The sequence below is a fragment of the Bacillus sp. FSL H8-0534 genome (genome assembly GCF_038005885.1).
GTDB lineage: Bacteria > Bacillota > Bacilli > Bacillales > Bacillaceae_G > Bacillus_A > Bacillus_A pseudomycoides.
This window is the reverse complement of the sequence record NZ_JBBOUC010000001.1, coordinates 211,397-238,263: the sequence shown is the minus strand read 5'-3', so window position 1 is coordinate 238,263 and position 26,867 is coordinate 211,397. Positions and strand designations below refer to the sequence as shown.

24 protein-coding genes and 2 pseudogenes are annotated in these 26,867 nt (G+C 33.9%); 7 read left to right on the top strand and 19 right to left on the bottom strand.

Going from position 1 to position 26,867, the window contains the following annotated elements; translation table 11 throughout:
- Positions 1 to 122: 122 nt before the first annotated feature.
- Positions 123 to 2,255 (bottom strand): peptidoglycan D,D-transpeptidase FtsI family protein, encoded by a 2,133-nt coding sequence (locus MHH71_RS01350; protein ID WP_078212126.1) that lies wholly within the window; start codon positions 2,253 to 2,255, stop codon positions 123 to 125.
- 392 nt (positions 2,256 to 2,647) lie between these two features.
- The gene (bla, locus tag MHH71_RS01345) at positions 2,648 to 3,436 is read right to left on the bottom strand and encodes a subclass B1 metallo-beta-lactamase (protein WP_033798947.1); all 789 of its coding nucleotides are present in this window, start codon (positions 3,434 to 3,436) and stop codon (positions 2,648 to 2,650) included.
- Positions 3,437 to 3,580: 144 nt separating this feature from the next.
- Between bla and MHH71_RS01340 the strand changes: the two are divergent.
- Positions 3,581 to 5,360, top strand: a pseudogene (locus MHH71_RS01340) (peptidoglycan D,D-transpeptidase FtsI family protein).
- Positions 5,361 to 5,371: 11 nt separating this feature from the next.
- On the opposite strand, the gene MHH71_RS01335 reads toward MHH71_RS01340, so the two are convergent.
- The 5 genes from MHH71_RS01335 to MHH71_RS01315 all read right to left on the bottom strand — a co-directional run bounded on the left by MHH71_RS01335 (position 5,372) and on the right by MHH71_RS01315 (position 10,070).
- On the bottom strand, positions 5,372 to 6,199 hold the full coding sequence (locus MHH71_RS01335; RefSeq protein ID WP_018765771.1) for an SH3 domain-containing protein: 828 nt from the start codon (positions 6,197 to 6,199) through the stop codon (positions 5,372 to 5,374).
- Positions 6,196 to 6,720, bottom strand: coding sequence for an RNA polymerase sigma factor (locus MHH71_RS01330; protein WP_003198341.1), 525 nt, complete (start codon positions 6,718 to 6,720; stop codon positions 6,196 to 6,198). Before MHH71_RS01330 ends, MHH71_RS01335 begins: the two co-directional genes overlap by 4 nt.
- A gap of 582 nt (positions 6,721 to 7,302) precedes the next feature.
- On the bottom strand, positions 7,303 to 7,629 hold the full coding sequence (locus tag MHH71_RS01325) for an antibiotic biosynthesis monooxygenase family protein (protein WP_033798948.1): 327 nt from the start codon (positions 7,627 to 7,629) through the stop codon (positions 7,303 to 7,305).
- 83 nt (positions 7,630 to 7,712) lie between these two features.
- The gene (locus MHH71_RS01320) at positions 7,713 to 8,930 is read right to left on the bottom strand and encodes an MFS transporter (RefSeq protein WP_006095173.1); all 1,218 of its coding nucleotides are present in this window, start codon (positions 8,928 to 8,930) and stop codon (positions 7,713 to 7,715) included.
- A 96-nt stretch (positions 8,931 to 9,026) separates the two neighbouring features.
- Positions 9,027 to 10,070: an ArsR/SmtB family transcription factor gene (locus MHH71_RS01315; RefSeq protein WP_006095174.1), complete on the bottom strand. Its 1,044-nt coding sequence runs from the start codon at positions 10,068 to 10,070 to the stop codon at positions 9,027 to 9,029.
- Positions 10,071 to 10,346: 276 nt separating this feature from the next.
- On the opposite strand from MHH71_RS01315, the gene MHH71_RS01310 reads away from it, so the two are divergent.
- The gene (locus tag MHH71_RS01310; RefSeq protein ID WP_003198335.1) at positions 10,347 to 10,937 is read left to right on the top strand and encodes a hypothetical protein; all 591 of its coding nucleotides are present in this window, start codon (positions 10,347 to 10,349) and stop codon (positions 10,935 to 10,937) included.
- An 86-nt stretch (positions 10,938 to 11,023) separates the two neighbouring features.
- On the opposite strand, the gene MHH71_RS01305 is transcribed toward MHH71_RS01310, so the two are convergent.
- The 3 genes from MHH71_RS01305 to MHH71_RS01295 are packed head-to-tail and all read right to left on the bottom strand — an operon-like array spanning position 11,024 to position 12,545.
- Positions 11,024 to 11,605 carry a kinase gene (locus tag MHH71_RS01305; RefSeq protein WP_006095175.1) on the bottom strand — a complete coding sequence of 194 codons (582 nt, stop codon included), beginning with the start codon at positions 11,603 to 11,605 and terminating at the stop codon, positions 11,024 to 11,026.
- Complete coding sequence (locus MHH71_RS01300) at positions 11,605 to 12,147, bottom strand: GNAT family N-acetyltransferase (RefSeq protein WP_006095176.1); 543 nt, start codon at positions 12,145 to 12,147, stop codon at positions 11,605 to 11,607. Before MHH71_RS01300 ends, MHH71_RS01305 begins: the two co-directional genes overlap by 1 nt.
- Positions 12,148 to 12,161: 14 nt before the next feature.
- Positions 12,162 to 12,545, bottom strand: a complete 384-nt coding sequence (locus tag MHH71_RS01295) for a VOC family protein (RefSeq protein ID WP_006095177.1) — start codon at positions 12,543 to 12,545, stop codon at positions 12,162 to 12,164.
- 336 nt (positions 12,546 to 12,881) lie between these two features.
- Between MHH71_RS01295 and MHH71_RS01290 the strand changes: the two genes are divergently transcribed.
- Complete coding sequence (locus MHH71_RS01290; RefSeq protein WP_003198313.1) at positions 12,882 to 13,127, top strand: hypothetical protein; 246 nt, start codon at positions 12,882 to 12,884, stop codon at positions 13,125 to 13,127.
- 78 nt (positions 13,128 to 13,205) lie between these two features.
- Here the strand turns inward: MHH71_RS01290 and MHH71_RS01285 are convergent, their stop codons facing one another.
- From MHH71_RS01285 to MHH71_RS01275, 3 genes are all read right to left on the bottom strand, one after another.
- Complete coding sequence (locus MHH71_RS01285; RefSeq protein WP_078212023.1) at positions 13,206 to 14,591, bottom strand: VWA domain-containing protein; 1,386 nt, start codon at positions 14,589 to 14,591, stop codon at positions 13,206 to 13,208.
- Between the two features lie 390 nt (positions 14,592 to 14,981).
- On the bottom strand, positions 14,982 to 15,518 hold the full coding sequence (locus tag MHH71_RS01280) for a DUF2812 domain-containing protein (protein WP_006095180.1): 537 nt from the start codon (positions 15,516 to 15,518) through the stop codon (positions 14,982 to 14,984).
- 7 nt (positions 15,519 to 15,525) lie between these two features.
- On the bottom strand, positions 15,526 to 15,843 hold the full coding sequence (locus MHH71_RS01275) for a PadR family transcriptional regulator (protein WP_006095181.1): 318 nt from the start codon (positions 15,841 to 15,843) through the stop codon (positions 15,526 to 15,528).
- Between the two features lie 216 nt (positions 15,844 to 16,059).
- Here MHH71_RS01275 and MHH71_RS01270 point away from each other — a divergent pair, with 216 nt between their 5' ends.
- Genes MHH71_RS01270 through MHH71_RS01260 form a run of 3 tightly spaced genes read left to right on the top strand, consistent with a single transcriptional unit; the run spans position 16,060 to position 19,224 of the window.
- Positions 16,060 to 16,989: an AAA family ATPase gene (locus MHH71_RS01270; protein WP_006095182.1), complete on the top strand. Its 930-nt coding sequence runs from the start codon at positions 16,060 to 16,062 to the stop codon at positions 16,987 to 16,989.
- A complete protein-coding gene (locus tag MHH71_RS01265; RefSeq protein WP_018780737.1) occupies positions 16,986 to 18,149 on the top strand; it encodes a DUF58 domain-containing protein in 1,164 nt (387 codons plus the stop codon). The genes MHH71_RS01270 and MHH71_RS01265 overlap by 4 nt, the downstream gene beginning before the upstream one ends.
- Positions 18,124 to 19,224 carry a DUF4018 domain-containing protein gene (locus MHH71_RS01260; RefSeq protein ID WP_033798949.1) on the top strand — a complete coding sequence of 367 codons (1,101 nt, stop codon included), beginning with the start codon at positions 18,124 to 18,126 and terminating at the stop codon, positions 19,222 to 19,224. The genes MHH71_RS01265 and MHH71_RS01260 overlap by 26 nt, the downstream gene beginning before the upstream one ends.
- Positions 19,225 to 19,280: 56 nt before the next feature.
- Here the strand turns inward: MHH71_RS01260 and MHH71_RS01255 are convergent, their stop codons facing one another.
- From MHH71_RS01255 to MHH71_RS01245, 3 genes are read right to left on the bottom strand one after another with little or no spacing between them, the layout of a single operon-like run.
- Positions 19,281 to 19,580, bottom strand: coding sequence for a putative quinol monooxygenase (locus MHH71_RS01255; protein ID WP_006095185.1), 300 nt, complete (start codon positions 19,578 to 19,580; stop codon positions 19,281 to 19,283).
- Between the two features lie 38 nt (positions 19,581 to 19,618).
- Positions 19,619 to 20,257: a nitroreductase family protein gene (locus MHH71_RS01250; protein WP_006095186.1), complete on the bottom strand. Its 639-nt coding sequence runs from the start codon at positions 20,255 to 20,257 to the stop codon at positions 19,619 to 19,621.
- Between the two features lie 30 nt (positions 20,258 to 20,287).
- A complete protein-coding gene (locus MHH71_RS01245) occupies positions 20,288 to 20,716 on the bottom strand; it encodes a MarR family winged helix-turn-helix transcriptional regulator (protein WP_003198290.1) in 429 nt (142 codons plus the stop codon).
- Between the two features lie 515 nt (positions 20,717 to 21,231).
- On the opposite strand from MHH71_RS01245, the gene tet reads away from it, so the two are divergent.
- Positions 21,232 to 23,205 (top strand): tetracycline resistance ribosomal protection protein, encoded by a 1,974-nt coding sequence (gene tet / locus MHH71_RS01240; RefSeq protein WP_006095187.1) that lies wholly within the window; start codon positions 21,232 to 21,234, stop codon positions 23,203 to 23,205.
- A 379-nt stretch (positions 23,206 to 23,584) separates the two neighbouring features.
- On the opposite strand, the pseudogene MHH71_RS01235 reads toward tet, so the two are convergent.
- The 3 genes and pseudogenes from MHH71_RS01235 to MHH71_RS01225 all read right to left on the bottom strand — a co-directional run.
- Positions 23,585 to 23,787 (bottom strand): annotated as a pseudogene (locus tag MHH71_RS01235) (SMI1/KNR4 family protein); the annotation flags it as partial.
- A gap of 142 nt (positions 23,788 to 23,929) precedes the next feature.
- Positions 23,930 to 25,033, bottom strand: a complete 1,104-nt coding sequence (locus MHH71_RS01230; RefSeq protein ID WP_033798957.1) for a lipocalin-like domain-containing protein — start codon at positions 25,031 to 25,033, stop codon at positions 23,930 to 23,932.
- Positions 25,034 to 25,859: 826 nt separating this feature from the next.
- The gene (locus MHH71_RS01225) at positions 25,860 to 26,843 is read right to left on the bottom strand and encodes a DUF4003 domain-containing protein (RefSeq protein WP_033798956.1); all 984 of its coding nucleotides are present in this window, start codon (positions 26,841 to 26,843) and stop codon (positions 25,860 to 25,862) included.
- Positions 26,844 to 26,867 lie beyond the last annotated feature (24 nt).

Genomic DNA, 26,867 nt, shown 5'->3' with positions numbered 1-26,867 from the left:
AAACTTGTTTGCTTTCGCCGAAATTTGAGGTGAGAGTCTTACTGCCCGCGAATAACTGGATAAACAATATAACTTGGATCCTAGTAATCATTACCTTCCCTACAGAGAACGAAATTTCACTATTACTGATTAGGATTCACTATATTAGTAGTTTCACCATTCATACGTTGCTTTTTCAAGTCAAAGTATATATCTAATATATCCTTTCCAATTAATGAATTAATACCGCCTTTATCATTGTGAACCCAAGGGACTACTACAGAAAATGCTATTTCTGGATTATCATATGGAGCATATCCAACTAATGTTAAATTGTAACACTCAATACGTTCTCCCTTCTCATTCCTTCCAATTTTACTATCTCCTCCATATACTGTCTGAGCTGTTCCTGTTTTCCCAGCTGGTTTATATGGAGCCTTTTGGAAATATTTCACACCAGTTCCATCGCCTTCTTGAAATACCCATCTAAACCCTTCTTTTACTCGATCAATATATTCCGATTTCACATCCACTCGATTTAACACAACAGGTTCTATAGATTGTACAACTTTTCCAATTTCTTCTTTTTTTGTTGTTTGTTCTCGAATCTCTTGGACAATTTGAGGTTGCATTCGGTATCCATCATTTGCAATGGTTGAAATATATTGTGCCAATTGTAGTGGTGTATACGTATCATACTGTCCAATAGAAAAATCTAATAAAAATCCAGGTTGGCTATCTTTTTGTCTTGTTTGTCCAGTTATTTCATTCGGTAAATTAATTCCTGTTGGAACCCCTAAACCAAATTGTTTAAAATAATAACGCATTGTATCAAATGCTGCTTGTTTAATATCCAATGAACTATTTGGTACATAATTCACTCCAGCTATTTGTAACGCTGTATGAAACATGTATACATTAGATGATACTTGTAAAGCTCTTAAATCATTAATATTCCCAAATCCAGATACATTCCATGATTTTTTAACTCTCGTACCTTTAAACTTCATAGGTGCATCATAAAATTGAGTCCCTGGTTGTATAGCTCCTGTTTGGTATCCAGTTAATAAAGTAGCACCTTTTACAGCTGATCCTAACTCATAAGAAGTTACCATGTTACCTAATGCAAAATCTTCTACTTCTACTTTCCCATCTTTTTCTACAAATCTCTTACCAGCCATAGATAAAAGTTGTCCAGTTTTTGGATCCATCATGACAACAAAAGCACGATCCATTAATGGTTCAGAACTCTTAAAAGCTTTTAAATTTTTTTCTATACTTTCTTCTACTTTCTTTTGTAACTCCATATCAATTGTTAAAGTTAAATTGTTACCACTTTTTCCTTTAGAGACTGTTTCCGTTTGAACAACATTTCCTGCTTTATCAATATTATTTTTAACTTCTTCTTTTGTTCCATGTAATACATCTTCATATCGCTGTTCAATATAGCTTTTCCCCACGCGATCGTTCCGATTATATCCGCGGACCAAATAAGAATCTAAGTGTTCTTTTGGCAACCCTTCTTCAGCACTTGTTATATTACCTAATACCGAACGGAATAAATCACCATTTACATAGTTTCGTTCCCAATCAACTGTCGCATCTATCCCTGGGAATTTTGCTGAATTTTCACTTATCCTCGTATACTCTTGCTCTGTCACGTCTTTTTTTATAACTTGTGGTGTCATTTGATAACCAGAACTCATTTTACTTTTAATAACTAACACTTGTAAGTCTTGTGGCGTGAGCTCTCCTAATTCTTCTTCTGTAATGCGTTTTCGTCTTAACTCTTCGATTCTTTTGTCTAACTCTTTCCCTTCTATACCCTTTTCTCTAAATTTTTCCTCTTCTTGCTTCGTGATCTTTGCTTTAGCACGCTTTTTATTTAATTGCATCCAAAAATCTTTTTTATCTACTTCCGTTAATTTATTTATTTCTTCTTCTGATATTTCAAGTATATTTGCAATATCTTTTGCAGTTTTTAAAATGTCTTCAGAGCTTACCCCCTTCAATCTTGTATACGTAATCGTACGAAGTGCTCTATTATCAACAACCTGTTTCCCTTCTCGATCATAAATTTTCCCACGGGGAACTGGTATACTCGTTGTTGCATTTTCATTTTTTTCTACTTGATTTTTATAGGTCTCTCCATCAACAATTTGTACTTTTCCTAGCTGAAAAATAATAGCCGAAAATAGTATAAATACGCAGAAAAATAGGATGTTTAATCGGATAGATATCGATGTCTTCTGCTTCTTTCCTGTTTGCTTTTTCATATATCCTCCATTTTTTAATGAGTTTCATTCAGATTACAGTTTCATATACAAATTCACGCATATGTGTTATTCGATCTTTATACAAAGAAAACTAAAAGGTAGCGGTTCATTCAATTAATAAATTGAATAGATGAAAATGGAATCGTTCCTCTATTTACATAAAGTGAAACTTCCATCAGTGGGCGTTTTCTTCATCCCTCACTGATGGTTAGCCCTCACCTCTCTTCCTCGTTTCTCTCTATCTCTTAAGGCGAGGGGCTTACTACCCGTTAATGCGGGATAAATAATAAGAGAAACTGCATTCAATCATAAGCAGTTCCCCTTATTTTTTATTAATATATCTAAAACAAAAATTAGGCTATTCCTCTATATTACGTGGCCGTCACACCCTATTAATTTTCATTATTTTTTAACAAGTTCAACGTATGAGTAAATAAACGACTATCTCCGGGATCTCCATGTCCTGGTACAATAATATTTATATCGCTGTATTTCTTTTCTACTTTTTTAATTGCCTTTGACCAATTAGATACATATGAACCTGGAGTTTGTACAATCTCTTGCGTATCTAGTGATTTTATTAAACATCCTCCAAATAGGATTTTATACTTTGGTAACCATACTGTTATGTTATCTTGTGTATGTCCTTTTCCTGGATAAAATGTTTCCACGTTTATATCACCAAATCGCATATTATCGCGTTTCTTCAAGTCTCCAAGAGGCTTATCAAAACCTTGTTTCTCTGCTAAATCAGCAGTTAAAGCCGTACTGTGTACCTTGACGCCTTTTTTAGTCAGCGTTTTAATTCCTCCTATACGATCGTCATGAGCATGAGTCACAATTGCTCCTGTGACCTCTTTTGTAGGAAATTGCTTTTTTAGTATTTGAAGCAGTTGATCTGTAAGATCATCATTCCAAGGTGTATCAATTAGTACTAGTCCTTTAGACGTTTCAAGAATTAAACCATTTGCAGGAATACGTGTTCCATTTACCACTCCAATGCTTGTATGCATCCAGACCTTTGGATACAATTGTGAAATGGATACATCTTTCTCTTGATCTTTATTTTTTATTTGCTCTACTTTTTCGGCAGCTTGTACTGGAAATATTGAACTGGCAAATTGGCTAATCCCTAATATACTTGCGCATAGACCTACTTTTAATATCAGTTTCTTTTTCATTTTCATTGCTCCTTTCCTAGCAGCTTACTTCTCTAAAAGCGCTACTACACTTAATAGACAATCCAAATGATAAAGTTGTTCCCACATTTACAAAAAAAATAATAAATTTTAATATAGAATAGAATCTGGGTAAGGGAGGATTTTATGTTACATAAAAAATCAAAGAGGTGGATAATTTTAGCAGTTTTATTCATTTTAGGAGTTATTTTGATGTTTTTATTCAAAACGAGTTTTATTTCGTTTACTATCAAAACTTCTGCAGCTGAAAGGGGAAAAATTATTGACCAAAATGGAGTCATACTAGCCACAAATAAAAAAGTAAAATCTTTGTATTATGTCTATAATATTGATTGTCCAGCCGATCAAGAAGTAGCGAAGATATCAAGTTTTCTAAATCAGTTTTCATCCAAGTTTAACCATAAGATTTCAGTAGATGATATAAATTCACAATTACAAAAATCTTGTAAACATCATGATAAAAATGAAATACGATTACATGCAAACTTAAATGATAAAGAATTCGCATTTATAAACGAAAACAGCTTCAAAAATATAAAAGTAAAAAATGAGTGGATACGTGTTTATCCACATCATGAAATTGCTTCACAAGTAATTGGGTATGTTGACTATGAAAAAAATAACTCGGATTCTAATTATGTTCCTGTTGGTAAAAACGGAATTGAACTTCAATATGAAAACGATTTAAAAGGGAAACCAGGAAAAACTCTCACTTTTAAAATAAAAAATAAAAAGTTCTTATGGAACATACAAAGTCCTCAAAGAGGAAAAGATATTCAGCTAGCACTAGACTATAAACTTCAGCAAAAAACTGAAAAAGCACTAAGATCCCAAATTCAGAAAACCCCTGATGCTACTGCTGGTTATGCTGTGGTGATAGATGTTAAAACAGGAGAAATATTAACTATGGCTAACTCGCCAGTTTTTGATCCAAATATATTCAATACACCTTTATCATCGTCTGAAAAAGAAAACATCCAATTACTTGCTCAAAATAAAACAATCCAAAAATTAAAGTATGGTGATTCCTATGTAAATATGGCATCAACTATAAAGCCGCTTACTATATTAATTGGGTTAAACGAAAAGCTTTTTCAGCCTGAAGATACATATTTAGATAAAGGTCGCTTTCAGTATAATAATCAAAATAACATCACCAATGCTGCTGGAACTCCAACTGGTGAAATTACACCGAGTCAAGCTATCATTAACTCATCAAATACATTTATGACAGCAAAAGTAGCAATTCCACTATTCAATCAAAATAATGGAAATTTAGAAAAAGTGGCAACCGTGTGGACGAGTTATTTAAAACAATTCGGTCTTCGCTCCAAAACTGGGATTGATTTGCCCTTTGAAGAAGAAGGACAATATAAGTTACATGCATCTAGTAATTTTGAAAGTGGGATTTCTGCTTTATTGAATGCTTCTTGGGGCGCAAATGAAGTACACACTACTCTCCAACTCGCTCAATATGCGGCTGCTCTTGCAAATAAAGGGGACAAATACAAACCTCAAATCGTGAATGCAATTATGGAAAACGGTGATAAAAAAACAAAAGAATTTAAACCAATTTTAGAAAGTTCAAATCGTTATCCTTCAAGATTCTGGAATGTTTTACAAAGTGGAATGAGTCAAAACATACAAGAAATTAAAAACTTACCCTTTGACGTTGCTGGTAAAACGGGAATAACAGGTTCGCCGAATGAACAAGAGAAAGTTATAAATCATTCTCTATTTATTTCATATGCCCCTACTAAAAATCCGCATATTGCTATTTCTGTCATTATTCCTGGTGGTAATTCTGAAAGAAATAGTGCAGCACTTGTTGCAGCGGAAATTTTAAAGGAGTGGGATACTCTCCAAAAAGAGAATAAAAAATAAAGAGAAAGGTTCAATAAAGTGAACCTTTCTCTTTTACCATATAGAATCTATACTCTTTATTTTCCACATACCATCATTTTGTTTTTCAAAAATGAAAGAATACTGGATATCTATTGATACATGGTCTTCTTTTACGTAGCCAGTATAACCATTCATTGTAGTTATTTTTATATATCCATCATTCTTCACTTTCTCCGGAATCCATGCTTTTACAGTTTCGTTAGATACCCGATATAAAACGCGTGAATCATGTTTTGGTTGAGTTAAAATTTTTGTTTCTTCACCAACAACAGTAGCATATAAATAACGTTCTTGCTTCGTTTGGTTACTTTCTGCCAATCCACTTGGTATCTTATATAATGTTTTCGTATCATTCACAAATTCTCCCCCCATTGCAAGAGCTACTTGTAAATCATGAAAAATATCATCATCAAACTTCCATTCATTTTTACTATACTTTTCTCCCTTAAAAACAAATTCTTCATCCAATACTCTATATAAATCGTTCTTATTTTTTAAGCTTGTGTTTTGATTTAATTCATCCATAAATTGTTTTAGTGATTGATCTTGATTAGATTCATCTTTCATCTTAACTTCAATTTGAGTGCTACTTTGCACAGGCGGTTCATTTTTTCCAAACCAGAATTGTTGAAAGTTAAACAGCACAGCCGTAAAAACTAGAACAGCTGCAACAGTGAATGTCTTTATACGAAATGGCCTTCTAATTTTAGGGAAACCTTCCTCCCTATTTTGGTATATAGATTGTTTTATTTTATAAATAAATTCCTCTTCGTCTTGAGGCTGTTTCATAGGCCCACCTTTTAATTCTTTATACCAATCCGGCTTTCTATCATTGTTCATAATTCATCCTCCGATAATATTTTTGAAACTCGTGCACGAGCGCGATGTAGCCTAGATTTCACAGTTCCAATAGACACGCCTAATGTTTCAGCAATTTCATCATAAGATAATTCATATTTTGCATCTAGTATTAATACTTCACGATGTTTTTGGGGCAAATTTAATACGGTGTCCCAAACTTCATTCATAGTTTCTTTTTGTAAAAATTGTTTTTCTGCTGACGGATATTCCTTATCATGTCGAAAAAAACTTACTAAAGAAATCCTCTTAAAATAGGAGGACTTTAAATAATTTAAAGCTGTATTCCTTGTAATTTTTAATAACCATGTCTTAACAGAGGACTCATTCCGAAATGAATCCCACTTTTTAAATACTTTTATAAACACCTCTTGCGTTATATCATCTGATAAATGTGTATCTTTTGTAATAATGAATGAATAATTCCATACGTCTTGCCAATGTTCTCTTATAACATTATCAATTTCATCATGATTGCAATTTTCAATAACCTTATGTTCCATCTCAACACCTCAAGCTTATTTGCATAAGCATAAACACCTTTCCTCATGTTTTATAATTGACTCCCTTATATAGACAAGATAAAAGTTTCTTTTGTTCCATTTTCTATTGAAAATCATACGAAAGAGTTCTGTCATCAAAATTCCAAGATACTTGTATGCAATCTTTTAACATTTGACATACGAATTGCTTCTCTTTTTCAAGTGCTCATATATCCAATTCCTTGTATAGAATCTACCATTGCCGTCCAACAGGTTGTATCATGTGGAGATATGTACATTCACACGATATGTGGATAAAATTATCATTTCATGTCTATTTAGCTTAACTTATCTTTTCAAAAATACTGGTAATACCCTATCAACGGCAAGTTAAGATTGAGTCTCCAAAGGATTTTCTCTCATGTTGTTTACATGTTTAATATTATTCGTGTTTGTTTACACATTTACACATACCAAGTGAATAAAAAAGTACACCACTATGTGTGATGTACTTTTTTCATATATTATAAACAAAACATTGATATTAAAAAACTTTATGACACTCCATGTCTTATATTTCACAAAATTTATTTCCTTTTTTGATTAAGACTGCTGATAAGCAGATTTCGATGATTTCACATAATATACCGCATGCTCCGATTTCAAAATATGATCCGGTTTTGGTTTTCCGCGACTTGCTCTATGCCCTGCTAAATGCTCTTCACTTGTCTCCCAGTTTTTCCATGCTTCTTCAGATTCCCAGCGAATCATAACTACGACTTCTTCGTCCCCTCTTCTCACCTTTTCAACAAGAACACTTAAGTCGATAAACCCTTCAAATTTTTCAATAATACCTTCTCCAGAAAAACGCTGAACAACAAGGTCTGAAGTTCCTTCTTTAACTGTAATTGTTTTCGTTTCGATAAACATATATCCCACTCCCTTTGTATGCAAATAAATATATTATTGTTTTATTATAATTGATTTCGATAATCATTTTCAATTAAAACGTTTCAAGCTGATTTTTCTCGAATCGATTCATTGAGAAATTTAAAATACGGAAGGACTATTCCAGCTAAAGAAGTTACACATATGATAGAGCCAATTAATATATATAACGTTCTTACTCCCCATATCTCACTCAATACTCCTCCAACTAAAACACCTAGTGGCATCGCACCCCTTATTAAAAATAAGCGTACCGAAAATACCTTCCCCATCATATCATTTGGCACAGTTTGCTGGCATATTGTCGTGTTATGGACATTAAAAAACGCCATGCATACGCCCGCTACAACTTCAATCATAACTGCTAAAATGATGCTATGATTTAGGCCTAGTGAAATATATGTGATTCCTCCTACCAATAGCGCCCCAAGCATGAGAAGACGTCGACTATGATACTGAACTTTCCCAACAAGTATAGAGCCAATTACATATCCAAGGGGAAAACCTGCCATAAAATATCCATAATCAGCATAACTTGCCGAAAGCTCATCTATTATATATGGAAGGTTGATAACCATCGTTACACCGACTCCAAATTGAACAAATGTGAGAAAAATACCTAACCAAACGATAATGGGTTGTTTGAAATAATAGGTAAATCCTTCAATAGATTGCTTTAACCAACTTTTACGAACAGTTTGAGCTACTCTATGTTCCTGTATAAATAACAGTAAAGTACCACTTATAAATAGAAATAAACAAACGAAAAATAAAGTTAGCTTTACGCCTATAAACTCAATAACAATTCCCCCTAATACAGGGGCTAAAAACATCATAAGACGAACCATACCATCAATATAAGCGTTCGCTGTTTGTAGCTCTTCCCTTGATACAATTGTTGGTGTAATCGCTTGATTGGCTGGTACATAGAATGGGGTGATAAGCCCCACGATTATTTGTACAACACAAATATGCCATGTTTCTATATTTCCAATGATTATCATACATAGAGGGAGTAAAAAAGCTAGCCCACGTGTCCACTGAGATACAATCATAATCCATTTCCGGCTCCACTTATCAATGAAAGGACCGATGACAAGCTGTAAAAGAAGCGATGGGATAAAGTAAAGTAGCCACATGCTTCCTAAGGCCATTTTCGAGCCCGTTAATTGATAAATAAGAATGGAATTACATAGGGTACCAAATGCACCGCCTAATTCAGAAATCGCGCTACCAATCCACATAAAGAAAAACGATCGATTTTTTAAAATATTTCTCCCCATTTTGCACCAACTTTTCTTTTCAGTTCTCCTCCTATTGTGCATATTCTATAAAAGTAAAAGTATTTTATCTTTTACCTTTGATGTACAAATTTATAATTAATGATTTAAATAGAATTCCAACTCTTTCGATATAGCCTCTAATGCTTTCTTTTTCAAAATATACTTTGCATCTTGAATATCAACTAACTTCGCAGATCTTAAAATTTTCAAATGATGATGAATTGTTGACTTCCCAAGATTTAATTGTTCCGTTATCTCCTGCAATGTACGATCTTTTTCAAATAACAATTTTACAATTCTCAATCTTGCTTCATCACCTAAAGCCTTATGTTTATGAACTAAAAAATAACTTGGCTGATATGGATCTTCTGGATGTATACTTTCATTTGCGATTGGATAATGAAATATTTTTGTATCTTCTATATCTGCTTCGATATTCCAAGGTCGATACGTGTATTGTGGAATAAGAAGAACATGATGTACACTTGGCTCTGGAGAATAGGTAACACCGCCTGTTGCCCATTCAACAAATTCTTCGGCATTCATCTTTTCGTTCATTTTACATTTCGTTTCATAGTCTTGTTTTAGTATAAGTGATAGCTTTTCTGCTTCCGGTTCAATAATAGCTTCATACCAGCCTGTCATCACTGCAATGAAATGCTCTTTAAGCATTTTTATATCCGCTTTACAGATGAAATCAATATAAGCAGGAAAAAATGGATTGCTACTTGTTAACTCTTTTAAGTCCTGAACTGCTTTCATCTCTCCATTTGCTGCCTTCCTTCTTTTTTCTTGATATGTATAGCCGACAAATGGAATGCATATATACTTTAGTTCCTCCTCTGATAGCGAGTTAATATACTGAATAAACTCAGATAAATTCATAAAATCCTCTCGATATAATAGCTGTAACAACGCTTTCCACGTGTTATGTTTCTCTACGAAACGTAAATGCTCTATCATTTCCGCTGATAATGATTGTCTTATCTCCTCCCACTCACTTTGAGATTTTTCTAACGTATCAATCAGCCTTTTATGAGTGATCGCCGCAATCCCGAGCGCACACTCAAACAGTAATGAATACTTGATTTGAACGTCATATGTCTCCTTTTTTCTACTTGTCAAATTCAATACTTCCATTGTATCCCTCCTTATTTTGTTATTATTTTAAATTCTATAAATATCGAATTTATCCTTTTATATTTTTAGAATTTTAAACTTTTCAAAAAAGACTCGTAAATTAACATATTGCTCATTATATAAAACCAAGAAAAGGATAGATAAGGCAAAAACATTTATGCCTTATCTATCCTTTTTTGCACTACATATTTAATTTATAATATAATAGAAATACAATAATTCGGAACATTCCCACTAAAATGATATATTTTTCAGGATGGAAAGGACATACAGAATATGAATAAAAACTTAACAAAAATTACAATAACAAGTGGTCTCATTCTTATTTTCTATCATTTTTTTCAATGGTATTTAGTAGAATTTCTTACACCATTTGCTATGCCGTTTTTATCAATAGCAATTCACGGATGGTTTTTCGTAATGTTAATCCTTACGATTATACATGTTATCAAATATAAAAGTTGGAAACCTTTTATTATTCAAATAACGATAATAGTTATTTGGCTATGTACACCATTTACACTAATCTATCTAAAACTAGATTTTATATTCTACAAAGAAAACCGTAAAGAAGTTGTAGAACTTATAAATCGCAAAGAGTTAACTCCTAATATTAATCATGATAGTAGCCAAATTCATTTACCTGAACGATTTGCAGCTACTTCAAAAGGCGGTGGAGATGTACTTATACAGCATAATAAAAATGGTACCTTAGTTTTCTTTTTTACTTATCGTGGTATATTAGATAACTTTTCAGGGTTTATTTACACACCAAATGATATAAAACCAAACAAAAATGATTTTAATAGCGAATATAAAGAAATCACAAAAATCGAGAAAAATTGGTATTATGTCACGTCGTATTAAAAATGATACAAATATTAGAAATACAAAAAGCTAGCATTTTGCTAGCTTTTTAACAATTATAATTATCTATGAATGGGTAGGAACATTCATTTTATAACTAAATTAGCATTTTGCTTCGGAAATTCCGTTTTCAAATAAAAATCCTCGGCTTTCCAATATCTATGTTCAAACTTTAGGAGATTCTTTTGTGTTTCTTCATTTTCACGAAGAAACCTTTGTTCCCTTGGGCAATCCAAATACACCATGTAATCAAAGTATTCTCGCCACTCTTTACGCTGAAGAAATATTCCTTCAATTACAATCACACAAGGATTAGGTATGATTAGCTCTCTCATTTCACAGAAATCCGTTTGATGATCATAGAACGGAATGTTTAGCTGATTTGCCATTCTTAATTTATGAAACAAATGCTGTTGCAACCATTCAACATCCCATTGTAGTTGATAATACTCATACCATTCTTCATGTTTCGTATTATAGCGCTTGCTACGCTCCACAATATGATCATCAATATGAAAAATATGAAATGGAATATCTTTTTGTTTCAATTCGTCTTCTAGCTGCTTGACTAATGTTGTTTTTCCCGAACGACTCAGACCATCTATACCTAGAATAAAACGATTACTTGTATTTTCAGCAATCACTTTTACTAATTCGTTTGAATTCATTATCTTTTCCACTCTTCTTCTAATAATGAATAGATTACAGTATCATGAGCTACACCATTTTGAATCATATATTTTCGAAGTAATCCTTCTTCCTGAAAACCAGCTCTTTTCAGTAATCGATGTGAAGCCTCATTTTCTGTATAAACAACTGCTGCAATCCTTATTAGCTGTAGTGTTTCAAATCCATATGTAAGAATTGCCTGTAAAGCCTCAGATGCATACCCTTTTCCCCAATACGTATCATCTAATTCATAGCCAATTTCGGCTCTCTTATGATTTGGATTGATTAAATGAAATCCAAATGTACCAATTAATTGATTTGTTCCTTTTAGCTCTATCCCCCAGCGTAAAACATTTCCCTCTTCATACCTTTTTCTAAAAGTTTGAATCGTATTTTTCACTTGTTCCGTATTTTGAAAAGAGTCCATACCAAAGTAACGGATAACAGATGCCTTCTCAAAATAATAAAACATTGTTTCAGCGTCTAATAATGTTAATTCCCGTAATTTTAAACGCTCAGTTTCTAAGATTGGAAATCCCATTCTCTCTTCTCCCTCTACTCTAATGAGTTACAAATTTCTATGTAATTACCATCTGGATCAGACACATAAGCAATGGTTTGCCCCCATGGTTTCGTTATTGGCTCCACTAATACTTTTACACCTTCTTCTCTTAATCCCGAAATCGTTTCGTTAACATCCTCCACAACAAATCCAATTTCAAAATTAGAGGATTCTGATTCACCCTTTGGAATTGATAATCCCGTTAACTCTCGTACATCCTCTCTACTATTCATCGCTAAAATTGTTGCTCCGGTATCAAACTCAATGTATGTACCATGTTCGCCTTTTATCGGTAAGCATAAAAGATCTTTATAAAACCGAAGACATTCTTCATATCGCTCCACATATAAAATGACATATTTCATTTTTAAGTTCATTGTAATCCCCCTTTCAAATTCTCTTCTAAAAATTCGACAAAGGACGTAGAAAACCTTGTTTATATGACAGTATTCATAATTATAAACAAAAAAAAGAAGACCGATTTCTCGGTCTCAAACATATTGGCATAAAACAGGAGATTGGTTTGGACATAACCAGTTCATACTTTTATTATATTTTATCTTTTCTGAATTTTAAATATAATAATCAACGATTTATGTTGAGAAACTTTTTTTTACAGGGATGGTTAAATATAATTGCTTGTACATCAATAACTTTTGCTTTTGAATAAATTTCTTCATATAAAGAGATGCTAAAAATGGAGGTGTATACATATGGAACCAATGCTTTGCCCAAGTTGTAAAACAAATCGCACTCGCTTTAATATTCTTGAGCAGCAAATAAAACCAGTAAAATTAAATCCACAAACTGGTCAAATTGAAGAAGAATATACGAACGAAACAATGAATGCTTTTCATATGGCATATCAAGGACCTTCCTATCGTGTCCAATGTGCAGTATGCGGGCTTGTTGAGAACCCAGAACAATTTATTAAACCTGCGCAAAACCAATCATTCTAACACTTGGAAACTTGATTCATATTTCCTAATCCAAAAGGTAACATAAAATCCCTCATTACCTTTTGGATTATCTATCAATTACTCGCTTTTAATCGACCTACTCATCTCTTCATAATGCTTTTTTATTTTTTCTTGGAAGTGACTATATGCCATTTCCACTTGTTTATCCTGCTTCTCAGTTAAATCGTTTATCCTTTTCTCTATTTCATCAGCTAATTGTTGACTCATTTTTTCGTCTTTATGTAGAATTGTAACTGTATGCTTCATAGCAATCTGAACGCTTCTTATATTTTCTTTCGTTTTCCGTTCATATTCATCAAGTTTCATTTTATCACTGACGCTAGCCATATTTAAATCTACTTGAGCTCCACCAGCCTTTAATCTACGACTCGTAATATCTTTTCCTGTTTCTTTAAACTGATCTTGTAACTCTTTTGCATTATTTGCTAGTACGTATTTCCCCTTACTTACTTCCGCGATCTCTTTTAATTGTTTTTCTGCTTCATGATCTACTTGAAATCCAATAATATTCATAATAGGTTTTATGTTTGAATTCGAAACTTTCTGAGCCTCTTCAACTGGATTTCCTCCACATGTTTCCACTCCATCACTTACAACATACATTATATTTTTATCATTTGCTTTTGCAGATTGGAACGTTTCTGTAGATCTTTTAATTGCTTCAGCGAGCGGTGTCCACCCTACCGGCTGAAACCCATCTAATGATTGACGGAACGTTGTTTGATTATACTTTTGTAAAGTATATACATTTTCAATTGCTCCGCATGAAGCCGTTTTATCCTTCTCATCATTTGATCCTTTATGTCCATATACTCGTAACGAAACATTAACAGCCTCTGGTAAATCAGAAACAAATTGCTGAATTGCCTCTTTTGCAATATCCATCTTCATTTTTCCATCGATTTTACCAGCCATACTCCCACTAGCATCTAATAGTATTTCAATATTATAGTTTCCCCTGTCCTCTTTATTTTTTTGCTCTCCCTTTGTTCCATTGCTTTTCTTTTCTTCATCCTCAACTCTGCCTATTCCTAAAATTTGTAATGGCATTTTATCAAATGGTATAATCTCCTGTTTTAACAAGCTATACATCGTATGTACATATAAGTCCGCTTGCTCACTATTAGATTTATTCTTCAAATCGGCAGATTTTACATTCTCTTCCGTATCATGAGCTACCTCTTTCATAATCGGTTCCGATTCTTTCGATATGTCCAATAACCCCACTTTATACTTCCCGTTATATTTTCCATTCGGATATTTCGTCATTTCTTCAAATGTAACAGGAATAGAATGAACAACCTGTTTTTCATTATCTATTTTCTTACTTTCTTTCTGGCTTACATTCTTGTTCTCTGTTTTCGTTGTTTCTGTTTGTGTACCACAAGCATTACAAAAGATAAAAATGATACATATCAATGTCAGTTTATATACCCTTTGCACATTTCTTCCCCCTAACTATATCCATATACAATTAATCCCATTTACGAATGATTATAACAGAATAATCTTATCTTTCTGAAAAACAAAAAAAAAAAAAAAACAAAATTACATATACTCCTATAAAATTTCCTTACAACTCTTTCTGAAACCAATAAAAACGCCACTTGTTTTCCAAGTAACGTTTTTAATTTTATTCTTCATCTATTCTTTCAACTCACTGTAAAATTACTTCCCCTTTTAATACAACTAATCGAACGAGTACAATCAAATCAATTATTATATGTAGTAGCATGGATGGATAAATGGATCCTATGGTCATATACAATCGTCAGGAACTGTTCAAAGTAACACTCAGTGAAATGAAACTGTACTTTTTTGGAACCTAGTCGTTCACAAAACCTCTTTTTTAAATTTTCGTATCTTCCAAAATAACCTTACAAATACATACACATTTATACACCCGCAAAGCCCCACCACAAGTTTTATCCAAATGGGACTATTGGCTGCTGAAGGTCCTAAGTAATTCAAATACATCCCTAGCATCTCAATGACAAAGATAATTCCAAAAAATCTCATTAAATCCATAAGCTTTTCAATCTTTGTTTCTTTTTCCGAATAAATATCAGGTAATTCATTATCATCCGTTACTTCTTTAGAAAAATAGTGCCATTTCGTAAAGCTTGTGACATGCTTCCAGCCAGACATCTCATATATTTCAATGTATTCTTTTTGATTCATTTGTGAGTTTCGATTATCTAGTTTGAAATCGGCTTTATAAACAACATCCTTCGGCTCCGTTTTCTTAAATGTGTACATAAAATTGTAGTTTTGGAATGCCCAGCCCTTTTGGTGCATTTTTCTTAAATACGCCTCTTCTTTTTCTAGGTTCCACGCCGCAAAAAATTTTAATGTTTTCTTTATTTCCATACTATCTTCACTCCCCTAGAATATTTTCCCCATTTTGAACAGAACGTTGTAACCTTTTAAATTCAAGTTCTAACACGTCTCTACCTAACGGAGTTAAAACGTAACACTTCTTTCTATCTGTAGACGCTACTTCTACAATTAGTTTTTCTTTCAATAACTTTGTCGTGTTCCCATATAACGTACCAGGCCCGAGCTTTACTTCCCCATTTGTCATTTCTTCCACCATCTGCATAATCCCATAACCATGCATAGGCTTTACTAATGACAACAAAATATAATACGTCGCCTCTGTTAATGGAATATATTTCTGCGCTTTCACACTCATTATAACTACCTCCGATACATCGATGTATGATATATCGACTCACGATACATCGTATATCGATATTGTATATCGTATTCCAAATAAATACAACTAAAAACGAAGTTATTTTTTTAGATTTTATATTTATTCTATACAAAAATATTATTATATTAATTTTCAGAAAAATTTGTTAAAATATAACAATACAATTGCCTACTTTTTGAAAGGATGATACCTATGATAAATAAATTAAAAGAAAATATAAGCTCTGTTTTCGTCGGAAAAGAAAACGTGGTTGATTTACTCCTAGTTTCATTACTTGCTGATGGTCATGTGTTACTTGAGGATGTGCCTGGTACTGGCAAAACATTACTCGCTAAGACAATTGCAAAAAGTATTGGCGGCGGATTTTCTCGTGTTCAATTCACTCCCGATGTACTTCCGAGTGACGTGACAGGAATTGAATATTTCAATCCTAAAACGAGTGAATTTGAATTAAGATTTGGGCCAGTCATGACAAATATATTGCTAGCAGATGAAATAAACCGGGCTATGCCTAGAACACAATCTAGTTTATTAGAAGCAATGGAAGAGCGCCAAGTAACTCTCGAAAAACAGTCCACGCCTCTTCCTAAACCTTTCTTTGTTATTGCAACGCAAAATCCAATTGAATCACAAGGGACTTTTCCTCTTCCGGATGCACAGCTAGATCGTTTTTTAATGACCATTTCAATTGGCTATCCTTCTCCAGAAGATGAACTAAAAATGATGCGCCGTTTTCGAAATAACAAGCCTTTAGATGCCATTCGCCCCGTTATAACTTTAGAAGAAATTTTACAAGTACAACAAAAAGCAAAAGAAATATACGTATCTGAATCGTTAGAGCACTATATCATTCAACTAGCCAATGCTACACGAAATCATGATTATATCGCCAACGGTGTCAGCCCGCGTGCAACACTTGCCTTAGTCAGGGCGATACAAGCATTGGCCTTTTTACATGGTCGTGAATACTGTACGCCTGAAGATATACAATTCTTACTTCCTTACGTATGGAAACATCGTCTCATTTTATCAATGGAGGGTGCGCTGCGAACAACAAAACAGAAGTTAATTGAAAGTATTTTAACTGACGTAGACGTTCCTGTGGAGATCGAGCAATCATGAATTATACACGCATCGTAACTGTTCCATTATTTTTCCAGCATCATATTATTAAATTAACAATTCCAGTAGCTCTATTTCTAGCCTTCTATGTACCTAGTTCATTTTTAGTTTTTCCATTTTTGTTTTACTATTTGTTTGCTTATTTTATTTATCGATATACCGCTTATATAGATCGACACTTTCAAATTATCGATAAAAAACAAACATCACGTTTATTTCCCGATGAAACAGGAAATTTATCGATTCATTTGCAAAATAAAGCAAAACTTCCTTTAGTAAATGGAAGTTGTTTTTTACATATTAACCCAACCTTAGTTCCACATACGACTACTGGCGTTGAGCAAATATCTAAAACTTTATTTTCCTTTCGATTTTCACAACCTGCAAAGTCAGAACAAAAATGGGAATTATCGTTTACCGCTACAAAACGTGGTGTTTTTAAAATTGAGCAGTTTGAATGCATTATAGGTGACCCATTTCATATCATTCAAGTTCATCTACCTACTGTAGACAAATTGAAGACTGAAATTATTGTTTACCCTACGTTAAAACGTGTTGCAGGTTTACAGGAGATACATCAATTGGCAATCGGTACTTATAAAACAAACTTTTCCTATTTTCATGATGAATCCTCTATTGTTGGCATAAAACAATATGAAAGAGAATCATTCCGCTCCATTCATTGGAAAGCATCTGCTAAAATGCAAAGTTTACAAGCGAAACAATATGAAGCGATAAAAAATTACAGCTGGACAATTTCTCTTTGCTTAGGAGCAGATCGTGGGTTTGGTTGGAAAGAAAATATCGAGGATCTTATTTCTTACACGACGTATTTATGTCAATTTGCAACAGAGAAAAATATTCCTTTTGAATTATTTGTTAGCATATTCACTGAAGAAGGCCCTTTACATCTCGCATTAAATGAAGGTCATGTACAATATGCGAAAGCATTAGAAGAACTTGCCCGAATTTCAGAGGATAGTACTTTACTCCCTCGTGAAAGTTTCCTGCACTATTTGAATAGGAAAAAAGAGCGTTCCTCAATACTATTTTTTGTCGGAATAAGAAAAGCTAATTTACCAAATATGATGCAGCAAACGTATCTCATCACTGATGAAGGGACGGTGGAAGAACTTGAAAACTTGGCTCCATTATATTAATGATTTTATCCTGTTACTCCTTCTTTGTATGCTAACAGAACGAGGAGCAATTGTTCACATCGTACTCTTCCTGACTATTAGTTTTATTTGCATTATTTTCATCAATAAAATAAGGGTTAATAAACGAACCGCCTTGCTTGTTCTCTTTTTCGTACAAATTATACTTTGTTACGCATTTTCTATTTTCTCTATTGTCAGTTCCATCTTACTTCCGTTTTTCTTTTTTATCGTACATGCAAGAGAAGATATTACACCATATCATAAAATGCTAGGTGCCTTTTTATGGTTCATTGTCTCCTTTATTCTTCATGCGATGAAACTGCCTTCTATATGGGAACTCGGACTATTCGCTCTGTTTATTTTGCTGTCGCTTTGGATTACAAGCTATAACAAAAATCAAAAATTAGTTCGTTTTATATCAATCGCAGTAATAGGCACAGCTAGCCTTTTATTCTTGCCGTTGATCCCTTATATACGTATTGTTCTCTCATATCTTTTATACTGGGTATCACTTGGTTTCGGATATGGCATTGAAGCTTTATTATCTATCACAAATCCGAATGATGCTACAGACGCGATAGAAAAGCTAGGCGGTTCCAGTACAGACATACCGCCAAGTGAAAATTATAACCCTTTTGTTGCTCAATCCATTACAGCTACCTTGATCGGTCTATTTGCCGTATTTGTAATTTGGAGGCTTTACAAAAAAAGAAAATCATTTCATTTAGGAAACATCTCCTTCTATAACCCTAACATAACTATTACAGAGGAGGGGATTTTACAAAAACAAAGACGAATTACACGTCCACCTACTAATGCCATTCGCAAAGAAATTTTCAAACTAGAAAAGAAATTAAAACCACCTTTAAACAGAACTCGTGGTGAAACAGTTGACGCATGGATGGAACGGATTCAAAGAGAAGAAGATGTCTCTATTCAATTCGATACAATTATAGAAACGTACAATGCCGTACGATATGCTGATCAAGAGAATACTGCACTCTTTCAGCAATTTAAAGAAGAGATAAATAAACTTTACACCTATCAAAAGATGTTAAAAAAGAAGAAAAAATAAAACCTCGATAACTCCCTTTTAGAGTAATCGAGGTTTTACCTATCGTGCTAAAATCCTTATTTATTATTCACTTGTTGTCCATCGTAAACTTTAACATCTAATGGTGCTGTCAAAAATTGATTTGCTTTACTAACAAAAGAAGTAAAATGTTCACTCGTATTGTGGCTAGCAACCGCTTCTGCATCTTGCCAAACTTCTACCATTGTATATACATTTTCTTTTTCAGTATCTTTATATAAATCATATGATACGTTTCCACTTTCTTCTCTTGAACCATGAATCAACGGTTGAATTTCTTCTAAAAATGCTTGTTGTTTTGCTGGATCCACTTGAAATACTGCGTGAATGATAATCATAGTGCTTCCCCTCTCATATTCTACGTATCTTTATAAAATTACTTCCACTGAGCAATTTTATCAATCGGCAGACGAACTGATTTGTATCCACTATCAGCTGCTTTTCCAATTGAAATCAACATAACTGGTACATAACGGTCTTTATCTAATCCGAAAGCTTCTGCAATTTTGTCCTTCTCAAAACCACCAATTGGACATGTGTCATATCCATGAGCGCGAGCTGCCAGCATAAATTGCATTGATGCAAGGCCACCATCAATTAATACTGTATCCTTCATTACTTCTGGTGAAACTGAAGAGAAATACGCAGAAAGCTTTTGCATTTGAGCTTTTTTCACTTCAGCTGGCATAAGCCCACGTTCAACCGCTGTGCCATAAATCTCTTCTGCATTATCAAAGTTTTGTAAATCACCAAATACAGCGATCATTGCTGAAGATGTTTCTACTTGAAGTTGATTGAATTTCGCAAGAGGTGCAAGCGTTGCTTTTCCTTCTTCACTATCGATTACAAGAAAACGCCAAGGCTGCATATTTACTGAAGATGGTGCAAGTGTTGCTTCAGTCAGAATTTCTGTCATTTCTTCTTTACTAATTTTCACAGCTGGGTCGTATTTACGAATTGAACGACGTCCTGTTAAAATTTCTGTAAAATCATTGATTTTCGTTACGTTATTCATAGATGTAATCTCCCTTTTTCAATTTTATATTTAGATTTCCTGAATATTTGCTTCAATGCGATTTAACATATTTAAAAGGTTATCTCGCTCTTCTTCACTTAAACCTTTTAGCGCTGAAGCTGCAAAACGCTCTTTCTCTTCTTGAAAGGCATGAATTTTATTTCGTCCATCTTTCGTAAGAGAGACTAAAGTAATCCTGTTATCATCTGGATTTTTACGTCGTGTAATCATCCCATTTGCTTCAAGCTGTTTTAAATGCCTTGTAATCGCAGCATTATCAATATTCACTTCTTTTTGAAGTGCTTTTTGACTAATTTCATCTACTTCATATAACTGAAGTATAAGCTCAAGCCTAGATTGACTCATACCTGTACAACCTTCAAACTTTGAACTCACTTCTTTATTAAGAAAGTGTAATTTATATAAAATAATCGCTTCCTTTGAACATGAATTTGTCAATTTACCCCTCCTTTGCAAAGGCAACACATAATTATTTGACATATCAATAATTGATACATCAAATAATATACCCGATTAAAATTTTAAATGCAACCATTTTGTTTTTCACTTATTTATTTTTTGCCTACATAAAAAAATAAAACCTCTTTCCTTTTACAAAGAGGTTTTATTCATTCCGCTTAAATTATAAATTTCTCTCTAACAATATTCCCACCTGTTCTGCAATTACACGTGATGGTTCATTTCATTCATTCGTGTATTCGTGCACAAATCATTTAAAAATGTGTAATTATGATAAATCGCATGTATATAAGAAGTGAAACTTTAATATCAACCTCATTAGTAATCTTACCTTGCCATTTTTCCAAAATTAAGTATTTCACCAGATTACAAATAAGGAAAATTTCCCTATAATAGAAATATCATGAAAGACTGGAGAGTGATTGTAATGCGGCAATTTATTACGAAAAGAAATGAGAAAATGAACATGAAAAACGAAATGAGGATTTTAATACATGAAAACAATAAATATAGGGATTGTAGCGCATGTAGACGCTGGAAAGACGAGTTTGACTGAGCGTATTCTTTATGAAACTAATGTGATTCAGGAAATCGGTCAAGTAGATAAAGGAAGCACACAAACAGATTCGATGGAGTTAGAAAAGCAACGTGGTATTACAATTAAAGCATCTGTCGTTTCATTTTTTATAAATGATCTGAAGGTAAATGTAATTGACACACCCGGCCATGCGGATTTTATTGCCGAAGTGGAGCGATCTTTTCGTGTTCTAGATGGAGCCGTTTTAGTTATATCTGCAGTTGAGGGCATTCAGGCACAAACCAAAATTTTAATGAGAACTCTGCAGAAACTGCGCATTCCGACCATACTATTCGTCAATAAAATTGATCGGAGTGGTGCCCAAACTACTAAAGTGATACAACAAATACGGGAAATGCTTACCAATCAAGTACTTCCATTATATAAAGTGAAAAATGAAGGGACAAAAGATGCATGTATGATTCAAAATGAAGTACATGCTGATGTATATGATGAATATATTGAACTTCTAGCAACACATGATGAATCGTTACTTGAATCCTATGTAAATGGCGAAGTATTAACTACAGCCACTTTAAGAAATGAATTATGGGATCAAATTCAGCATGCAACTGTATATCCAATCTTTTTCGGTTCGGCAATGACTGGAATAGGAATCACTGAATTACTCGAAGGTATCTCAGTAATGATTCCCAAAAATAATTGTGACAATGATATAAATACACCTTTATCTGGGATTATTTTTAAAATCGAAAGAGAACTTACCGGGGAAAAAATTGCTTACGTACGAATATTCTCAGGCTGTTTACACGTAAGAAAATATGTTGATATTAATCGAAAACAAAGTGACTTAAAGACCCTTTCACACAAAGAAAAAATCAAAAAGCTTCATATATTTCATAATGGAAGTGCTATTCAATCCCCTACTGTTGGAACGGGAGAGTTTTGTAAAGTATGGGGGCTTAGCGACATTAGAATCGGTGACGTGATCGGTGAATGGTCAGATAAAATGAAAGATATTCACTTTGCAGAACCTCAAATGGAAGCTGCAATTGAAGCACGGCCAAAAGGGGAAAATCACAACCTATATCAAGCACTCGTAGAACTCTCAGAAGAAGATCCACTTATAAAAGTAGTGAAAGATGATATTCACAATGAAATCTATATTCGGCTTTTTGGTGAAGTTCAAAAAGAAGTGATTGAAACAACTTTACAGGAAAAATATAATTTAAATGTTTCTTTCTCAGACACAAGAATTGTATGTATAGAAAAACCAATTGGAATCGGAAATGCACTAGAAATAATGGGTGAAAAGAATAACCCTTTCTATGCAACAATTGGTTTTCACATGAAGCCTAGTGCACCAGGTTCTGGTATCACTTATAACTTAGAAGTCGAGCTTGGCTCATTGCCTTTAGCATTTCATAAAGCCATTGAAGACACTGTATTCCAAACGTTAAAACAAGGCTTATATGGATGGGAAGTCACTGACATTGCCGTAACATTAACCCATACCGGTTATGCAAGTCCCGTAACGACAGCTGGTGATTTTAGAAAACTAACACCTCTTGTCTTGATGGATGCTTTAAAGCAAGCTGGAACAAATGTATACGAACCAATAAATGAATTTGAATTAACAGTACCAACAAATTCAATTAGCACAGCAATGTATAAATTATCGGCAATACACGCTACTTTTAAAGACCCTGTACTGCATAACAATTCCTTTTATTTAACAGGAACTCTGCCTATGGCCAAAACGGAAAATTTTAAGCGCGGCCTACATTCTTTCACTGAAGGCGAAGGTGTTTTTATCGCTAGATCTTGCGGATATAGTAAAATCGAATCAAATTTCCCGTCGCGAAAACGAGTAGATTATAATCCACTGAATCGAAAAGATTATTTACTACATGTGCTTCGTGCTTATTAAGTGAAGATACTAGCATGCTCTGTTGTTCCCATAATCAACCTCCTTTTATACTAATTTGTTAAAAGAAAACAAATTTATCAACTTGAGCATATAAAGTAAAACTTTAATCAGTGGGGGGTCTCCATCCCCCACTGATTATTAGTTGAACCAATCGGGCTTTTACGGACAGTTCATCTCCCACCTAACTTCTTCGCTTTCGCTGAATTTTGAGGTGGGAGTGTTACTGTCCTTTAATGCGGGATAAAATAAAAAAGCGAATCTAAAGAAAGTTTAATTCCTTAGATTCGCTTTTTCTATAATATTTCACGAGTGATATGACACTTTTATCGGGGCGTTTAAAGCATCATAACTAAGTAGAGAATTTATTATCAAATTATACTTAAAAACCAATTACTATCCATTCATCGACAACATTCCAGAAATTTAAATTGTACTTAGGTGGCTTATTTTTAAACCACAAGGTTGAATTCACATCAATTTTAATGGGTTCATCTCATTCTTCGATAATGCCCCAATCATTTGATACTTCATCTTCGGGAACTCCCCCATAGTATGACTGACATAATAGTAGACACCAATATGCTTTCAACTCGTATTCCGAAACTTCACAAACAGAAAATAAAAAGAGCGCTCTATCCAGATAAACTCGAAAAACAAGGTTTTGTAAACAGTCTGATCTTTCACAAATTATGAGTGAAAAGTGAAGCTATTCATTCTCTCTTAGCTAATTGTTGATGATAGCATATTTATTATTCCCGAAGAACATTTGATCCCATAAACCCTCAGCTTTATAATTTTTTTTCACACCATTCAATTCATGAGTCAGGTGAACATCCCCTAAGATACGAGTATAGGTAGGGTTAGCCCCTGACTTTTTGGCTATCAAAGCCTGAGTAGAATCCAAATTGTCTAATAAACTTATTGAAACAATATCCCTATTTCTAATAAATTCTACTGTATAAGACTCAAAACTTGAAATAGGTTGAAGGTATATTAAATGATTATCCATAAACTTTTTCGTTTCGGGATGTTCTATAATATCTTCTCTCTGAATTTTAGTAAGAGATTGATCGTCCGATATTATTTTTCCATCTTTGGCTAACATAAACACAGGCAACCTTTTGTAGTTATAATTCTTCTCAGCAATAATATCGCAAGCAATGATGTCAAAACCATCAACTTTAGCTCTTCCCCAATACCAATGATTCATCAATTTCTCCATGCCGATATTGCCCCAGTTATGATCATGGTAACCAGTCCCATTTAATTGAATCATTTTATCACCAATAGTCAAAGTAGCTTCGATTGTCGCGGATGGTTGAGCAATAAACCATGCAAAGAAGTGCTCATCTTGGTCTCCGTAGAACCAATGACCGGTGTTTGGACGCCACATCGGTAATTTTGACGTCATTGTAGCATGATATTTAATATATCCTTCTTCAAAATGAAGGATATATTGTCCATCTTGGTATTTGAGGTAGGATTTGTTGATATTGACATCACAAATATCTTTTTTAGCGTTAAGCCTGCTGCCTTTAGCCTCTTGAGAAGACATAAGGATTTTGGTGCCATCAGGATATGTAATATCAATTTGGACTGTAGGCCATGCTGGTCCAAGAACATCAAAGTGGTTTTTGGTGTAAAAGGTAGTCACTACAGTTGTTCCGTCCTCAAATTCGGCATCAGTATACCACCACTCAAAAGAACCCTCCCTTCCATCTGTGCGCATGCCATCCTCTTTTGGCTGCGGTTCTGTAGGATGAATATTTAACTTTCTATAAGTTTCATCATCATTTGCCAATCTAACTTGTTCTACGTTTACACTCATTGTAACAACCTCCATTTTGTAATGTGCTAACGACCGAAAACTGATGCTTGTAATCAAGAGAAACTTTAATCAGTGGGGGTTTTCTCCACCCCCCATTGATTATCACCCCTCACCAATCGGGCTTTTACGGACAGTTCATCTCCCACCTAACTTCTTTGCTTTCGTTGAATTTTGAGGTGGGAGTGTTACTATCCGTTAATGCGGGATAAAATTGATAATTGTAATGTTTCTTGTATACAGTATAGAAAAAAACACCATATAATATATTATAATTTTCTAAATATATGTTCATTTATTTTCTTTCATATTATTGAAGTTTATGTTTTTTTAAGAATAAAAGATTTTATCATTAACAGGAGATTTAAATGATAGAGGGATACTAGAAAAAGTTATTGAATGGCATTTCTTATACTTACTGCACTTATATGAAACCGATATACAACTTCCTAAAAATGCAAATATTTTTTAGTGATTTAACATCTTTCGATAAAGTGAAACTTTAATCAGCCCTCACCAATCGGGCTTTTACGGACAGTCGATCTCCCACCTAACTTCTTTGTTTTGCCGAATTTTGAGGTGGGAGTCTTACTGTCCTAAAATAGCGGGATAAAATTGGTGGAGAAGCCAAATTTGGATTAAAAAACTCCACATGTAACATATAGTATGTAAGGAGATTATCTCATGGGCTATTTACAAAAAGTAGGTGGGGAATATTTGACGCTTACCTCATTAATTTAACATAGACTAAGAAGTCGCTTGTCAGCAGACAAGCGACTTCTCAGTCTATGTAACCCTTTTTGAAAAAGTTCATGCCGCGCATTGCACGTTATGATCCACTGCTAGCTGATGCCGCTGCTGTAGAAGCTGTAATTGCTGCGATCATAGCAGCCTGCTGTGCCTGTATAAGAACCTCTATCATTGTTTGTAAACCTGTGTTGGCAGCCTGACTTTCCGCACCTTTCTGACTTACGAACAATTGGATAGCAATAAGAATATTTGCATCCGTATGCCAGCGGAATAATTTGTCCCCCTGCAATTTTTCAATGAATGCTCGAATAGAATGAACCTCTTTCTCTCCATCCTCAAGCAACGCTAGTAGCCCGATAGCCGGATAATGCATTTGTTTTACTTTTACCTTTTCTCGCTTTAGCAGATTCCATATGTTTGTGCACTGTGCTACTAAAATATCTTCACTGACATCCTTCTTTAGAGAAAGAATATGACTTAAAAATTGAAGATTATTCCCTTTGTACATACCAGCTGCCGCCAGCTTCTGATAGAGACGTTCCACTCGATCCATAAGCGTCTCTACTTTCTCTGATTGTCCTGCTAGTAAAACAGCGAGCGGGTAATCATCTGTACTTGTAAGAAAGAAGTGATCCTCTTTCATGCGCTTATATACTTGCATTGACCGCTGAATGCGTACGTCATGCTGCCCAGTTTCTTCTGGTAAAAGCGCAGCTGCTGCCAAATAAGTAAATATACTCCGGCTAAAACCACCAGCGACTAATCGTTCATATAAGTCTAGAAACTTCTGAAACGCTTCTTTGTAATGGGTAAAGTGAATATCTAATGTTGCGGCAACCACAAAGCGATGATAGGACTTTAAATAGGAAAACATCCCTACCTGATCCTTAATATAATTACTGATTTCTAAAAAACGCCCAAGATGAAACGACTTATCACTGCCTGCATACATAGCGGCAATCATCATCCCTGTCCGAGAATCACTAGTTTTCCATTTTAGTTCCCCTTTTAACTGTGCATATATATGTGTGTATTGCTCCAGCTTTTGTTGCAATGTAATCATAGCTGTTCCCCTCATTTCCTTGTG